Consider the following 15,056-nt stretch of genomic DNA (forward strand, 5'->3'; position numbering starts at 1 on the left):
CTGGTTAGAGCGTGTAGTACAGCTCGAATTCGTACGGGTGGGGGCGGGCCCGCAGCGGGGTCACTTCCGCATCCATCTTGTATTTAATCCAGGTGGCGATGAAGTCCTCGGTGAACACATCCCCCTCGAGGAGGAAATCGTGATCGGCTTCCAGCTCGGCCAAAGCCGCATCGAGGGAGGCCGGAATCGTCTCGATATCCGCGTATTCTTCCGGCGGCAGCTCGTAAATATCCTTATCGATGGGGGCCGGCGGCTCAATCCGGTTGCGGATGCCGTCCAGGCCCGCCATGAGCTCCGCGGAGAAAGCCAGGTAGGGATTGGCGGTCGGGTCGGGAACCCGGAATTCAATACGTTTGGCCGCCGGGGAATTCCCGCTCAGCGGAATCCGGATCGCGGCCGAACGGTTACGCGCCGAATACACTAAATTGATCGGCGCCTCAAAACCGGGAACCAGGCGGCGGTAGGAATTCACGGACGGATTAGTGAAGGCCGCGAGCGCCTTCCCGTGGGCCAGCAAACCGCCCACGTACCAGCGCGCCAGGTCCGATAGCTGCCCGTAGCCGCGCGGATCGTGGAAAAGCGGCTGGCCATCCTTCCACAGCGACATATGGCAGTGCATCCCCGAGCCGGCCGAATTGAAAAGCGGCTTGGGCATAAAAGTGGCAGTTTTCCCGCACACATCGGCAGCTCGGCGAATGACGTACTTGAATTTCATGAGGTCGTCCGCCGCGGCGCGCAAAGAATTGAAGCGATAATTGATTTCTTGCTGGCCGCCCGAGCCCACTTCGTGGTGGGCACGTTCTACATCCAGACCCACCTGCGCCAAATACTGGCACATGAGGTCACGCACATCCTCGTTCGCGTCCACCGGCGCCACCGGGAAATAGCCCTGCTGGTGGGGAATCTTGTAGCCGGTATTCCCGCCCGGCTCCAAGCGGCTCGAATTCCACGAGCCCTCATTGGAATCAATCACGTACATGGAATGATTGACCGTGGTGTCATAGCGCACGTCGTCGAATAAATAAAACTCGGCTTCCGCACCCACCGAAATCGTGTCCGCAATACCCGTGGAACGCAAGTACGCCTCGGCGCGTTCGGCAACGTTGCGCGGATCGCGCGCGAAAGGCTCATCGGTATACGGATCCACCACATTGAAATTCATGACGAGGGTGGGTTCGGAACGGAACGGATCCACAAAAGCGGTGGAAACATCCGGAAGCAGTTTCATATCCGATTCATGAATCGAGGTAAAACCGCGGATCGAGGAGCCATCAAACATATAGCCCTCGTTCATTTTTTCGGCGGTTGCCTGGGTGGCGGGTACCGTGAAATGCTGCATCACGCCAGGCAGGTCACAGAAGCGAATATCAAGAAATTCGATCTCGTTTTCCGCGATAAACTCGGCAGCTTCGGCGACACTTGTGAACATGCGGACTCCTCCCGGCGCGCGGCGCGGCTAGCGGTGCGGTTACCCCATGTAGTTTAGCGTGCTGCCCCGGCTCCAAAAACCTCCGGGCGTGCCTCCGCCCGGAGAACTCACGTGGAATTCCCCGGGCGGATACGAAATATATACGACGACGGCGCGGCCTACTGGCCGCGCAGGGCCCGCCGATTAGCGCGAATATTAGTGGGATCAATTCCCTTGGGGATATTGAGTGCCTTATTCCCCAAAGCTTCGAGGCGCTGGGCCAGGGCAGAAACTTCCTGGGCGGAAATTTCCTTCTTCAGCTTCTTAATAGCCTTTTCAATCTTGGCCAGCGGAACCTGGCCTTCGCCATTGCCCATGAAAATGGCGTGCACCGGGGCATTCGGGGCTACCCGGCGGATAGCCCGGCGCTCATCATCAACGAGCTTGCGGGTACGTGAGATGGGGCCTTCGGCAACCAGAACCACGCCGGGGCGCCCGATGAGGCGGAAAACGAAATCCTGGTGGCGGGCGTTGAAACGCACCGGTTCAGTTTGCTTGACCCACGAGCCGCGCAGCGAATCGAGAATCGCGGAGGTGGCTCCCGGCATGCCATCCAGCTGCGCGTAGCTAGCCGAGCGCACCGCCCGGGTGAGAAGCAGCATGGGAAGCAGGAGCATGAGGAGGATCCCGAAAACGGTCCACGCGATCCAGCTCTTGGTGAGGAAACCGAGGAGAATGCCAATTCCCAGGCCCGCGAGCCCGGCCAGGGCAAGCCACCAGCCCAGATGCTTGTAGGTGCGCTTCGCGATGGTGAATGCGTCACGTAGAGTCTTGAAAAAGCCCGGCTTCTTCTTCGCGCCCTTGTTCTTATCCTGTGCCATCTGATTCCTTTTAGATCCTTCTCGATAGTCCCCGTCGATTCTAGACGATAGCGCCGGTTTTGTTGAGCGCCTGGCCCAATCTCACGCTGGCGGACCGTTCGGGGTGGAGGTATGGATCCTGCGGTGACCTCGGCATCGAGGGCAAGCGTGGTGATGTGCTCGAGAACTCTGCGGGAGGCGGGAGGTGGGAGGCGTGCGGCTGCGGCGTGCGGCGTCAGGTGTGCGGCGCGAGCGGCTTGTGGATAACGACGCAGTGGCGGGCCTTCCTGTGGATGGCTTCTGGACGAGATGGGCCGGCGGTGGTGAAGTACGCCTATGGCAGGCACAGTGATGAATCGGCGCGGGGCACGCGGGGCATGTGGCGTAGGCGGGGTAAGCGGAGCTAGCGACGGGCGGGTGGCTATGTTGGTGCGCCTGTGCGTCCTCGGGATGGTGGCAGGTGTACTGGTAGGAATGGCGCTGGGCGCGCTGGTACCCACGGTGAACAAGGCCCCCGCGGATCCGGTGCGGGGAGAAGACTCGGGGTATGGCGATGGCGCGGTGCCTGGCGAGGGCCCGGGGTACGGTGACAGCCCGGGGCCTGGCGACCGTTCGGTACCCGGCCAGAGCCCGGTGTCAGGCGCTGGTGCAGATCTCGCGTCGGAGCCGGATGCTGTGGCGGTGGCTCGCCAGCTGGTGGCGGCGCGCGATGCCGCTATTAGCGCGGGTGATATAGCAGCGCTGAGCGCCTTGAGCGTGCCGGAAGGTGAAGCAGCGGCAGCCGATGCGAAGTTGCGTAGCGTGCTGGAGAACACTCCGGTAGCGCATGTGGAAACCGAGGTGCGGGAAGCTTTCTGGGTGGGGGAGAACCTTCTTGAAGTTGTCACGGTGCAGCGCAGTCTCGTTCTCGCCAGCGGGGAAACTATCGGGCCGCAACCGGAGCGGTGTGCGCGCTGGCAGCTGAGCCCGCAGCCGTGGAGGATCGTGGCGGTTCATCCGTGCCCGTAACGGCGGCCGCCGGCGAGGGCCCATCAACCGAGGTTCCATCAACCGAACCTCAGGAGTCACACCAGCACCTGGGGAGGGGCTATATGTTTTCCGGGATGTACTTCGCATGTACGACATCGGCAGTACATCCCGGAAAAACACCCTGCCCCGCCGGCCACGGGGCAGCGATGCTCCAGCGAGGCAACAAAACGGGCATTCTGGACACTGCGTCCCACAGAATGGGCATAAGGAACATAAAACCGGCTGAAAACGGTGCTCTCACACCCACTTTGTTTTCCGGGCCAAGCGGGCGGCCTAAGCAGGGCGCAAACCGTAACCATTATATCTCTACATGTTATAGTAGCTATATTTTTCACAACTACTTGACACCGACCGCCTGACAATAAAGCAGGGAAAAACTGTCACCCACGTACACTCTGTTGGCCCACGCAATTCCTACTTGCCCCCAGGGGTATACAAGCATAGACCGGTCCGCGAAGGTGCTCGCAAAATGCAACCTCCCGGTGTTGGCACCGGCAAATAGCAACACCACAACGCCAGGGTTCACAGAATGTAACCTCTCGGCGCGGAAGCTCTCAAAAAGCAACGCCTCGACACGGAGGAGCGACAGGATGCAACGCCCAGAGCCAGGAGCGCACAAAAAGCAACACCAGTGCACGATTCGGAAAAGTTAATGTAGCTGTGGTTGCTTTTTGTGGACAGTACGCGCCGAAGCCCACCGCGCCGGTCGCCCGTACACTCTGTTTTCGGGTCCGGTTCGTTGCGGTACCGGGTCGGACCCGCGCCACCGGCACGCCGTCATTAGCAACTATTTTTGGCTATTACCCCGGCTATTAACCCGAAAACTCCCCGGTATCCGGAATGCCAGATAGCACTACCGGAACCGGGGAGCTTCCCGTTCGCGCGATCACGCGCGCGACTGAGGTTGTGTCACCGAGTTACGTAGCATCCTAGGTGTACTGCGTAACCCAGAGGAACCAAGGTTCTTAGTTCTTTAGTTCCTTAGAACGCACCCTCGAAATCGGCTTCTTCCAGGCGGGCCTTGAATTCCTTGAGGAACCGGCCAGCATCTGCGCCGTCGACCAAACGGTGATCGTAGGTGATCGCCGGGTAGAGATAGGAACGAATACCGATGGATTCATTGCCGTCCGCGTCCTTGACGATGCCGGGTTCGCGCATAATCGCGCCGATACCCAGGATGGCTACCTCGGGCTGGTTGATGACCGGGGTGTCAAACATGACGCCGTTCGAGCCGGTATTTGTAATGGTGAAGGTACCGCCGGTGAGGTCATCGACAGCTGCTTCGCCATTGCGTACCTTGGCCGCGCCGGTGTTGATCGCCCGGGCCAGGCCGGCGATATTGAGATCGCCCGCGTTCTTGATAACCGGAACGAACAGGCCCTTCGGGGTATCCACCGCGATGCCGATATTCTCGTAATCGAAGTACTTCACCTCATTGTCCTTGATGGTGGCATTGAGCTTCGGGTGGTTCTTCAGGGTATCGATGGCGGCCTTGACGAAGAAGGGCAGGTAGGTCAGCTTGGTGCCTTCACGTTCGGCGAAAGCAGCCTTATTGGCTTCCCGGAGCTTGACGATCTTCGTGACATCCACCTTGATCACGGTGGTCAGCTGCGCCGAAATCTGGAGGGATTCCACCATGCGCTTGGCGATCGTCTGGCGCAGGCGCGTCATCTTCGCGGTGGTACCGCGCAGCTGAGCTGCCTCAGCGGACGGTGCGCTCGGCACGGACTTCTTCGCCGCGGCGGGCGCGGGTGCAGCTGCCGGGGCCGGCTGGGAAGCAGCGGCCTGGGCACGCGCGGCTTCTTCCGCAGCCTTCTTCGCGGCCGCGGCTGCCGCTTCCACATCCTGGCGGCGAATACGCCCGCCCACGCCGGAGCCCTTGACTCCGGACAGGTCCACATCCAAGTCCTTGGCGAGCTTGCGCACAATCGGAGTGATATAAGCATCCGGTTCGGAGAACCCGGTACCGGCATCAGCCGTATCCAGATTCGGCGTGTTCGCCTGGTTTTCCTGCTGGGCCGGGGTGCCGTGCTGCGGGGTCCCGGAAGCCGGTTCCTGGACCGCTGCCACACTGGCCGGTGCTTCAGCCGAGGCCGCACCGGCGGCGGGAGCCGCGGGGGCGGGCGCGGCTGCGCCGTCGCCGATATAAGCGATGACGGTGCCCACCGCAACCGTTTCATCTTCCTGGACCACAATCTTCTGGATGATGCCGGCGGCCGGGGCTGGGACTTCCGAATCGACCTTGTCCGTGGAGACCTCCACGATGGGCTGGTCGGCTTCGACTTCGTCGCCTTCGGCTATCAGCCAGGAGGTAACAGTTCCCTCATTGACCGATTCGCCCAGAGCGGGCATCTTCACTTCCACACCGGTGGCAGCCGAGCCACCCTGCTGCGGAGCCGGCGCGGCGGGTGCGGCAGGTGCGGCAGCTGCAGCCGGAGCCGCTTCTTCGGCGTGCGCCGCATTGCTGGCGGGAGCTGCCGGAGCAGCCACGCCGGAGCCATCACCGATATAGGCGAGGATGGCACCCACCTCAACTTCTTCATCTTCCTGGACGAGGATCTGTTCGATCACGCCTTCCGCGGGGGAGGGGACTTCCGAATCGACCTTGTCTGTGGAGACTTCCACAATCGGCTCGTCGAGCGAAACAGTATCGCCCACCTGCTTGAGCCAGGCGGTCACGGTACCGGTGGTGACGGATTCGCCCAGGGCGGGCATCTTCAACGGTTCAGACATAGAGTTATCTCCCTCGATTTAGTGGTTGTGGAGCGGCTTGCCCGCGAGGACCAGTGCCGCTTCGCCGATTGCTTCGTTCTGGGTGGGGTGGGCGTGGATAAGACCATCGAAGTCCTGCGCGTAGGCTTCCCAGGCCACCATGAGTTCACCTTCGCCAATCTGTTCGGACATGCGCGCCCCGATGGCGTGGAAGCCCACAATGGGGCCATCCTTGACCGCAACCAGCTTGACGAAACCGGCCGCGCCCAGCATCTGGGACTTGCCGTTCCCGGTGAGGTTGAAGGTGGCAGTGGTGATATTTTCCTTGCCGTATTCTTCCTCAGCCTTATCCTGATTGAGGCCCACGGAGGCGATTTCCGGGGTGCAGAACGTGACGCGCGGGATCTTCGTTTCGTCAATCACCTTGGGGTTGAGGCCCGCAATATCTTCAGCAACGAAAATACCCTGGAGGAAACCACGGTGTGCCAGCTGGAGGCCGGGCACAATATCGCCCACCGCGTAGATTCCATCAACGTTCGTGCGCAGGCGCTCATCGGTGAGCACGAAACCGCGATCCATCTTCACCCCGACTTCTTCGTAGCCGAGGTTCGCGGTCGCCGGACCGCGCCCGATAGCGATGAGCAGGTAATCCGCCTCGAATTCCTTGCCGTCCTGGGTGAAAACCTTGACGGAATGATCAGTTTGTTCGAGGTGATCAAACATGGTTCCGGTGGCGAATTTAATACCGCGCTTGCGGAACTGGCGTTCCAGATTCTTGGACACTTCCGCATCCTCATTGGGGACCAGGCGCGGCAGGCCCTCAATAATCTGGACTTCCGCACCGTAGGAGCGCCACGCGGAGGCGAATTCCACCCCGATGACCCCGCCGCCCAGCACGATCACGGATCCGGGGGCCTCACCCAGCTCCAGCGCTTCGGTGGAGGTGAGGACGCGGCCGGTGATCTCCTGGCCGATGGTCTTCGAGTAGGAACCGGAGGCCAGCACAACGTGCTTGCCGCGGTAGTGCACGCCATTAGCTTCGATGGTGTCCTTCGCGACGAGCTTGCCCCAGCCCTGCACAATTTCTACTCCACGCGAGGAGACCAGGCCGGTCAGGCCCTTGAACATCTTCTCGATCACGCCGTTTTTGTAGGCCTGCAAGGTGGGCATATCAATGCCCTCAAAGGAACCCTTCACGCCGATGGACGGGCCTTCGCGCATTTCATCAGCAACATCAGCGGCGTGCAGCAATGCTTTGGTGGGGATGCACCCGCGGTGCAAACAGGTACCGCCGAGCTTGTCAGCCTCAATAAGAGCAACGGTCAGGCCGAGCTGACCGGCACGAAGCGCGGCCGCGTAGCCGCCGCTGCCGCCACCGAGGATGACGACGTCGTACTCTTTCGTTTCTGCCACAGGATTTCCCTTCGCAATACAACATTTTGGAATGCGGTACAAGAGCCGCTATACCTATATTCTGCCATGCCGAGGTGTTATCTGGGACGCATCACGCTCCCAGCGAGGGTCGCTAAAATCACCGTATGGGTCTTTTTTCGCGTCGCTCCCGTTCCCGTGCTGCTCACGGCGGTGCTCGCCGTTCGGCGACGGCGAAACACTTCGCCGATTTCATCGAGACTCGCGCGGGGGTGGAAGCTTATTTTGAGGTGGAAACTCCGCGTGAGTCGGCGGCTCTTCTTCTCGTTGCTCGCAGCGGGGAGTGGACCCGCCGGCGGGTGCCCGATCTGGCAGCCGGAGCACAACTTGCCCGTGAACTGGGCATACCTTTCTACGAAATTAATCGCACCGGCTATCCCGAGTCGGTGCGCCGTTGGAACGCGGAGCACCGGCGCGCTTAAAGGTTTATGATGGTACGTCGTCTCCGCGGTCAGCTCCGCGAGGGGGGCGCGCAGCCAGTGCAGGATTCTGGGAGGAGCCAGGTGAATAGTGAAATGATCCGAGACGAGAGGCGCACCGCCGTGGGCTGGCCTCTCTTCCTCCTCATTGCGCTGAGCCTGGGGGCCGCCATTTTTGTGTGGCGGGCCATTGTTGCGGGCACCGAAGATTTTCAGCTGGGCTATCCCGGGCGCATGACCACCACCCTGGTGGCGGCGCTTGTGTGGGTGCTGGCCTGCGCCGGTTCGCTCCATAATGGGCGGCGGATGCGCTGGGTGGCCACCACCTGCTGGAGCGCCAATATTGTGATGGCCGTGGTGGGCGTGGTCATCCCTGATCTTTTCCACCAGGTGAGTCCCTGGTATCAGGCCGGAGCCACCTATTATTACCTTCCCACCCTCGGGGCCATTGCCGGGCTGGCCTGGATTATGTGGTCCCGGCCAGCTAGCATCGCCCAGCGCAATCTGTAATCTCGCTAGCCCTTCGCTTTAGCCCTTTGCGGCCCGCTTCATTTCTTTCTTCGCTTCCCGCGCCTTCTTGAGATCCGCGGGAGTGCCGCCCTCGGGGTACTCACCGAATTTCACCATGGGGCGGGGCATGCGCCAGCGCCGCGGGGTGAAACCGCGCGACATCATCTGCCCGACCAGGCGATCCGGAGTCTTATCCTCCCCGTATTTGTATTCGACCAGGGTGCGCACCTGGCGGGCCCGCCACCACGATTCCAGGGCCATGAGCACCAGGATCGCGTAGCAGGTAATAACAAACACATTGAAGACCAACGGGAAGCGGGTGAGAGTGAAAACACCCGCGATCATAATGACGGCCAGGAAAAGCATGAGCGAGGAGAACTGGAAGCGCGAATCAAGAGCATCGCGCGCGAAAGCCCGCTGCACACCCGCGTGAGCGAGGGGCATATTCCGAATATCCCCCGTTTTCATCGCGGTTTGTTCGCGTTCCCAACGCTCGGAAGAACGGGCGCGTTCCTCGGCCTTGCGGGCCTTCTTTTCCTCGCGGGTCATCGAGGATTTATCAGAAATAATCGGCCGGCGGTGGCGCGCTTCCACGTCCTTACGCTTCGGGGTAGGGGCTCCCTTGCCCGGGGTATATCCCTTGGGATGAGTGGGGGCGGGGGCTGCCTGTTCTTGCGCCTTTTCTAATGCCTCTTTCTTGCGGCCGAATGCCATCTCAACTCCTGCGTCGTCGCCAACTATGCCTTGAACGAGAATAGTCTAACCGTTCGCGCGCGGCCGCCCTGTCCATTACCCGCGCACACTACCGCAGCTCTTCACGTAAAGCCGGCCACCCGCGGCCTGTGCCGTCGTTGTTCAGCACCCGCCGCGCCCGCGGGCGCGAACCCGGTACCCTAGGACGTATGAGTAGTGATCTTGTTGCGCGCGTGGATGAGGCCCTGCCCGTCCATCGTGCTTTGCTTGAGGACCTTGTCCGTATTCCTTCCGTTTCCGCCGATGCATTTGACCAGGCGAAAGTGCGTGAATCCGCAGAATTCGTGGCGCGCATGGCCCGCGAACGCGGTTTCGACGTCGATATTATTGAATTGGAAACGCCCCAGGGGAAGGGCCGCCCGGCGATTCTCGCCCATAAGCACGTCGGCGATGATAAGCCCACCATTCTTCTTTACGCGCATCACGATGTGCAGCCGCAGGGCACCCTGGACGGCTGGGAATCCGATCCTTTCGAGCCGGTGGAAAAGAACGGGCGCCTGTACGGGCGCGGCACCGCCGATGATAAGGCGGGCGTGCTCGTCCATATGGCCGCGATCTCGGCCCTCGGCGATGACCTGGCCGTGAACGTCACCCTCTTCATCGAAGGCGAAGAAGAAATCGGTTCGCCTACCTTCCACGCTTTCCTGGAAACCTACCGGGATCGCCTCGAGGCTGATGCCATCGTGGTGGCTGATTCGGGTAACTGGAAGGTGGGGGTGCCCTCCTTGACCACGTCGCTGCGCGGCGTTGTGCGCCTGGGGGTGGAAGTGTCCACTCTCACCCACGGCGTGCATTCGGGCCAGTACGGTGGGCCCACTCTCGATGCGGTGACCGCCCTAGCGCGGATTATCGCCACCTTGCACGACGAGAACGGTGACGTTGCGGTTCCCGGCCTGGATGCGTGGGATGATGCCGACGTCGATTACGAAGAAGAGCACCTGCGCCGCGATGCCGCGATTTTGCCCGGCATGCAGCTCCTGGGCACCGGCTCCTTCAATTCGCGCATGTGGACGAAACCCTCCATCGCCGTGATCGGCATGGACGTGACCTCCACCGCGGAAGCTTCCAATACCGTGATTCCCTCCGCGCGGGCTTTCCTCTCCATGCGGGTGGCTCCCGGTCAGGATCCCCAGCGCGCCGGCGAACTGCTGGCCGAATACATTGAGGCGCAGGCGCCGTTCGGGGCCACCGTGGTTACCGAAGTTGCGGAAGCGGGTTCCGGTTTCAAGGCCGGGGAGGATACCCCCATCATGCATCTGGCTCGCGAGGCCCTCAGCGAAGCCTTCGGTCACGAATCGGTAGACATCGGCACCGGCGGGTCCATTCCCTTCATTTCCGACCTCGCGGAAGTCTTCCCGGAGGCGGAGATTCTGGTGACCGGCGTGGAAGATCCGGACGCCCGCGCTCACGCTCATAACGAATCCCTGCACCTGGGCGATTGGCGTAACGCTATTCTGGCGGAGGCGCTGCTCCTGGAGAAACTGGGCGCGGGCGAAAGCCGCTAAAGCGCGGATACGCGAAGGCCGCGGCGCACTCGCGCGGCGTGAACGGGATGAAGAAAGTGACATTGATGGGAAAGAAAATTCTTGCGGGCTGCACGGCGGCCTTGCTTGCGTGCAGCCTCGCGGCATGTTCGGGTGGGAACGACGGCGCAGCTAGCTCAACACCAGCTGCTTCCGAATCCGCAAGTGCTGAGGCAAGCGGCGCGGTGGAAAGCCCCGCCCCCGGGGAAGTCCCCGAAATCGTGTACTCGGAGGAGGGCATGCCGTCCCTGGGTGGCACGGCGCAGGCACCGCTGCTGGAGTTCCCGAAGGGGGATGCTCCCGCGGATGTGCGGGTGCGGGTGCTCGAACAGGGCAGCGGCGCGGAACTTGGCGCCGATGCGGTGGCCAAGGTCAATTACGTGGGCCAAGTGTGGGGGAAGAACGAGCCTTTCGATTCTTCCTATTCGCGTAATGCTCCGGCCACATTCCCGCTCGCCCAGGTGATCCCGGGCTGGAGCCACACCCTGGCCAAGGCCCACGTGGGGGACAAGTTGATTTTGTCCATCCCGGCGAAGTGGGGGTACGGACCTTCGGGCGGTACCCAGGATGGCTCCATCGGGGCCACGGATACCATCGCGTTCTACGTGGAAATTCTGGATGCCTGGAACGCGAAGAGCGCGGGTGAGGCCGGTGCCACGGTGGAAACCGCGGCTGATGCGCTCCCGGTGGACTACAAGGGGGACTTGGGTCAGCCCATTACCGAGATCCGGGTGAAAGAGGGCGCGGAAGCTCCCGCGGAGCTCAAGGCCACGGTGATTGCCCGCGGCAGCGGGGCTCCCCTCCCGGAGAAGGGCACCTATGTGCTCCAGTTCGCGGCCGCGCAGTGGGATAACGCCCACGCGGAAAACACCTGGGTTCCCACAACCGCGAATTACCCGGCCGGGCCGCGTTCGGTTCCGTCCACCCAGCAGATTTTCGCGCCCCTGGCCGGGGTGCCGGTGGGCTCCCGGGTTTTGCTGAGCGTGCCCAGTAAGGATAATCCGGCCCAGGCCATCGCCGTGGTGGTTGATATTCTCTCCGCGGTGTAGTTGCCAGGTAGTTACTGGGTAGCTACCGGGTAGCTTCCGGCGGTTTCGGATAGGGCCAAAATTGGCCAGGATAACGTGAAGGGCGAGGTGCCTCTGCGAGGAGCCTCGCCCTTCGTGCTATCACTGAATAGCGCTAAATCGATTCGCGCCCGACTTATTTGCGAATGAGGAGGCCGGCGGCCTGCTCCTGGGCGGTGGCCAAACGCCGCCCGGCTTCTTCCCAATTGACGATATTCCAGATCGCCTTGACGTAATCGGCCTTGACGTTGAGGTAGTCAAGATAGAAGGCGTGCTCCCACATATCGAGCTGGAAAACGGGCAGCACCCCGGCGGGCACATTATTGGCCTGGTCATACATCTGGTAGATCACCAGTTTGCCGGCCACGGAATCGTAGCCGAGCACCGCCCAGCCCGAGCCTTGAATGCCGGTGGCCACAGCCGTGAACTGCTTCTGGAAGGTAGCGAAATCACCGAAGGAATCCTTGATGGCTTCGGCAAGTTCGCCTTCCGGCTGCCCTCCGCCGTTGGGGGAGAGCAGGGTCCAGAAAATCGAGTGGTTAATATGACCGCCCAGATTGAAAGAAAAATCCTTCGTGTACTGGTTCACCGCCGCGAAATCACCCTTCTCGCGAGCCTCGCTAAGGTTCTCCAGGGCTTTATTGGCGCCGTCTACATAGGTCTTGTGGTGTTTATCGTGGTGGAGCTCCATGATCTTTCCGGAAATATGCGGTTCGAGTGCCGCGTAATCGTAGGGAAGATCGGGGAGGGTGTAGGTTGCCATTCTCATACTCCAATTCTGGGCGGTATCGCGGTGCCGCCCTGTTGAGATATGTTCGGAATCTCCGAACAGTAATTGAATGCGAACACCATCAGTATATGTGGTGTCCGGCACATAGGTGGCGAGAATGGGGGAGGTTTAGCGCTCAGCCAAGCCGGGCGATTCTTCGGCGCCCGGGAAGGAAGCGGCGAAGCGGTGGGCGGAGGCGAGGGGGACCGCGAGGGGAACCTCGCCCTCAATGGCGAGTACTCGCGAACGTGGATCAGCTAGCCATGCGGCCAGGAGTTGGGTTTCCTCCGGGTGGGCGTGCTCGGCGGCGCGGGCGGGAGCCGCGAGCAGGGGAGTTGCGTGGCGGAGCGTTGCGGCATGTTCGGGAACATCGCGGGCTTCGCTGACCGTCGCGGTAGCAAGCAGCCTGCCGTAACTTGCGAGGATGATTTCCCAGTGGTCCTCTCGTTTAGATGCGGCGACGACGCAGCTTGCTTGCCACAGCGGAATCAGCAATTCCCGCCGGTGTGCGGCGGTGAGGAGTGCCGAAAGCCGGTCGCGTTCCACTCCGGCTTCTTCGAAACGCTCCGCACCGGCCAGGCGAGCAATGCGGGCCATCTGGTGATCCCATACTTCGGCAAGGGAGCCGGCCAGCAGCCGCCGGGCGCGGGAGATCGCCACCGGGGCGGTGTTCACGGTGCCGCGCGGGGGAAGATAGCAGGGCGCGTGGGAAGCAAAATGGCACGGGCAATCGCTCAGATCCGCCTGGCGGGGCACGTTGAGGCCGGCGGGGTTGAGCCCGGCTTCATCCCCGATGAGTTCAGCGGCACGCCGGGCAGCGGTGCGGGAACCGAAAGGCCCGAGGGAGTTCGCGACCTCCATTGCTGAACAGCTGCGTGTAATTTTCAGGCGCGCCACGGGCGTGGTGTCCAAGCTGATCCAGGTGCGAGTTTGCGGGCGGCGCGAGCGGCGATTATAGGGCGGGTCGAAGCGGGTAATATCGCGCAGCTCCACCACCCGTGCCTCCAGCAGAGTGGCGGTGGGCGTGGTTTCTACCCGGGTGGCCAGCTCTACCATTTCTGCCATGCGGCGGCGTTTTTCCGCGGCGGTGAAATATTGGCGCACCCTTCGGTACATATTCCCGGAGCTGCCCACGTAGAGTACCTCATCATTCGGGCCGATAAAACGGTAGCTACCCGGGCCGTGTGGCACGTGGTCGGCGAGCACGGCGCGGCGGCGCCGGCGGGCCGGAACCGGATTGGATGCGGTGAGCAGGTCCTCAATATGGGTGACTCCCAGCGGACCGAGCCGCCCGATCATTGCGTGGAGCACATCTACGGTGGCCCGCGCATCATCGAGGGCACGATGGCTTGGCTGCACCGCGGCGCGGCAGTAGCCAGCCAGGGTGCTCAATTTATGGTTGGGGACTTCATCGCGGGTGAAAATACGCCGCGCCAGCCCGAGGGTATCGAGGACACGCAGCCGCGGCCACGCCACATCTATCGCTTCGCACGCCCCGCGCAAATGGGACATATCAAAGCGGGCGTTATGAGCCACGAGCACCGGTGGCTCCGCTGCCCGGTTTCGGGCCGGCACTCTACTGCTTGGAACGGGAGTCCCACCGCCGGGAACAGGTGCGCCACCGTCAAGCGCTGGGGCATTAGGCTCTAGAAAATTGAGAAAAGCAGGGAGAACCTCGCTGAGCGGGGGAGCGCCCATCGCCATCGCGGTGGTGATTCCGGTGAGCACGGTGATCTGGGCCGGGATGGGCACCCCGGGATTAATGAGAGAAGAGAACTCCTGCACCACTTCCCCGCCGCACACTTTCACCGCCCCTATTTCGGTAAGTGAATGCGCCCCGGGCCTCCCTCCGGTGGTTTCCACGTCGACCACCACGAAGGTCACTTCCTCCAGGGGAGTACCGAGATCCGCGAATTCCAGTTGGCGGGGCAGCAACGGGCGGCCGGATCGATACACCTCAATAGGTTCAGTATCGATCCGGGTGCCGGGCCGCGGAATATGCCGTGCTGTCATGCTTTTTACCCTAGCGCGGAGCTACGACATAAATTCGCGCGGAAGTAGCGTGCTACAGGCGGGCGCCGTCGTCGTACGGATCGGTATCTTCGCGGGCGGGTGCCGTCAAAATAATGGCGACCACCACGCCCACCAGCGCCCCACCGGCCAGGATCCAGGCTGTTAGGCGCGGCGCGGGCAGCAGCCCGATAAACATGAGCGCGCTGATGAGGACCAGCACCCCGGTGGCCACCCAGGCGAGACTGGCGTAGCGGTGGGCGGGGGCTTGGGGAACGTAGTATTCTTCGCGAGAGGCCGGGTCAAAAGTGGCGTCGTCGTCAGAAAAATCTGAATCTTCCGGGGCTGGGGACCAATCGCGCGGGCCGGCCGCGCGCCCACCACTCAGCGCCCACGCGGCATCGGTGTAACGCGGGGAAGTATCCACCGGAGGTAGCGCCACCCCGCCACCGCGGGCGCTATCGATATTCGCGCCCACGCCTTCGGCTTCTAGTTCGCGCGCGATCTTGTCCCACTGCGCATCGAAGCTATTATCGGGGCGCTCGCCCGTAGGTCCTTCTCCCAT

Annotated in this window: 13 protein-coding genes; 5 read left to right on the forward strand and 8 right to left on the reverse strand. The window is 62.0% G+C overall.

Translation table 11 applies throughout. The features are described from left to right. Positions 1-4: 4 nt before the first annotated feature. Both glnA and ACRQEC_RS01090 read right to left on the reverse strand, forming a co-directional pair. The gene (glnA, locus tag ACRQEC_RS01085; protein ID WP_284889566.1) at positions 5-1,429 is read right to left on the reverse strand and encodes a type I glutamate--ammonia ligase; all 1,425 of its coding nucleotides are present in this window, start codon (positions 1,427-1,429) and stop codon (positions 5-7) included. 158 nt (positions 1,430-1,587) lie between these two features. Further along, positions 1,588-2,289, reverse strand: a complete 702-nt coding sequence (locus ACRQEC_RS01090; protein ID WP_087070668.1) for a DUF4191 domain-containing protein — start codon at positions 2,287-2,289, stop codon at positions 1,588-1,590. 315 nt (positions 2,290-2,604) lie between these two features. Here ACRQEC_RS01090 and ACRQEC_RS01095 point away from each other — a divergent pair, with 315 nt between their 5' ends. After that, on the forward strand, positions 2,605-3,276 hold the full coding sequence (locus ACRQEC_RS01095; protein WP_284889565.1) for a hypothetical protein: 672 nt from the start codon (positions 2,605-2,607) through the stop codon (positions 3,274-3,276). A 1,002-nt stretch (positions 3,277-4,278) separates the two neighbouring features. On the opposite strand, the gene sucB is transcribed toward ACRQEC_RS01095, so the two are convergent. Both sucB and lpdA read right to left on the reverse strand, forming a co-directional pair. After that, positions 4,279-6,030, reverse strand: a complete 1,752-nt coding sequence (gene sucB, locus ACRQEC_RS01100; RefSeq protein ID WP_284889564.1) for a 2-oxoglutarate dehydrogenase, E2 component, dihydrolipoamide succinyltransferase — start codon at positions 6,028-6,030, stop codon at positions 4,279-4,281. Between the two features lie 18 nt (positions 6,031-6,048). After that, positions 6,049-7,422 (reverse strand): dihydrolipoyl dehydrogenase, encoded by a 1,374-nt coding sequence (lpdA, locus tag ACRQEC_RS01105; protein WP_087070670.1) that lies wholly within the window; start codon positions 7,420-7,422, stop codon positions 6,049-6,051. 125 nt (positions 7,423-7,547) lie between these two features. Here lpdA and ACRQEC_RS01110 point away from each other — a divergent pair, with 125 nt between their 5' ends. Both ACRQEC_RS01110 and ACRQEC_RS01115 read left to right on the forward strand, forming a co-directional pair. Continuing rightward, positions 7,548-7,862, forward strand: coding sequence for a P-loop NTPase family protein (locus tag ACRQEC_RS01110; RefSeq protein ID WP_284889563.1), 315 nt, complete (start codon positions 7,548-7,550; stop codon positions 7,860-7,862). A gap of 93 nt (positions 7,863-7,955) precedes the next feature. Continuing rightward, positions 7,956-8,369: a hypothetical protein gene (locus ACRQEC_RS01115; protein WP_234984493.1), complete on the forward strand. Its 414-nt coding sequence runs from the start codon at positions 7,956-7,958 to the stop codon at positions 8,367-8,369. An 18-nt stretch (positions 8,370-8,387) separates the two neighbouring features. Here the strand turns inward: ACRQEC_RS01115 and ACRQEC_RS01120 are convergent, their stop codons facing one another. After that, the gene (locus ACRQEC_RS01120) at positions 8,388-9,083 is read right to left on the reverse strand and encodes a DUF3043 domain-containing protein (RefSeq protein ID WP_284889562.1); all 696 of its coding nucleotides are present in this window, start codon (positions 9,081-9,083) and stop codon (positions 8,388-8,390) included. A gap of 188 nt (positions 9,084-9,271) precedes the next feature. On the opposite strand from ACRQEC_RS01120, the gene ACRQEC_RS01125 reads away from it, so the two are divergent. Further along, entirely contained in the window at positions 9,272-10,627 is a 1,356-nt protein-coding gene (locus ACRQEC_RS01125; protein ID WP_026428814.1) for a dipeptidase, read from the forward strand. A 65-nt stretch (positions 10,628-10,692) separates the two neighbouring features. After that, positions 10,693-11,694, forward strand: a complete 1,002-nt coding sequence (locus ACRQEC_RS01130; protein WP_284889561.1) for an FKBP-type peptidyl-prolyl cis-trans isomerase — start codon at positions 10,693-10,695, stop codon at positions 11,692-11,694. A 154-nt stretch (positions 11,695-11,848) separates the two neighbouring features. On the opposite strand, the gene ACRQEC_RS01135 is transcribed toward ACRQEC_RS01130, so the two are convergent. From ACRQEC_RS01135 to ACRQEC_RS01145, 3 genes are all read right to left on the reverse strand, one after another. Then, positions 11,849-12,475 carry a superoxide dismutase gene (locus ACRQEC_RS01135; protein WP_284889747.1) on the reverse strand — a complete coding sequence of 209 codons (627 nt, stop codon included), beginning with the start codon at positions 12,473-12,475 and terminating at the stop codon, positions 11,849-11,851. A 135-nt stretch (positions 12,476-12,610) separates the two neighbouring features. Continuing rightward, positions 12,611-14,494, reverse strand: a complete 1,884-nt coding sequence (locus ACRQEC_RS01140; protein ID WP_284889560.1) for a DEDD exonuclease domain-containing protein — start codon at positions 14,492-14,494, stop codon at positions 12,611-12,613. A gap of 52 nt (positions 14,495-14,546) precedes the next feature. After that, positions 14,547-15,056 carry an SdpI family protein gene (locus ACRQEC_RS01145; protein ID WP_284889559.1) on the reverse strand — a complete coding sequence of 170 codons (510 nt, stop codon included), beginning with the start codon at positions 15,054-15,056 and terminating at the stop codon, positions 14,547-14,549.

Origin of the sequence: Actinotignum saccati, from assembly GCF_051265055.1 — a bacterium.
In the GTDB taxonomy this organism is placed as follows: domain Bacteria; phylum Actinomycetota; class Actinomycetes; order Actinomycetales; family Actinomycetaceae; genus Actinotignum.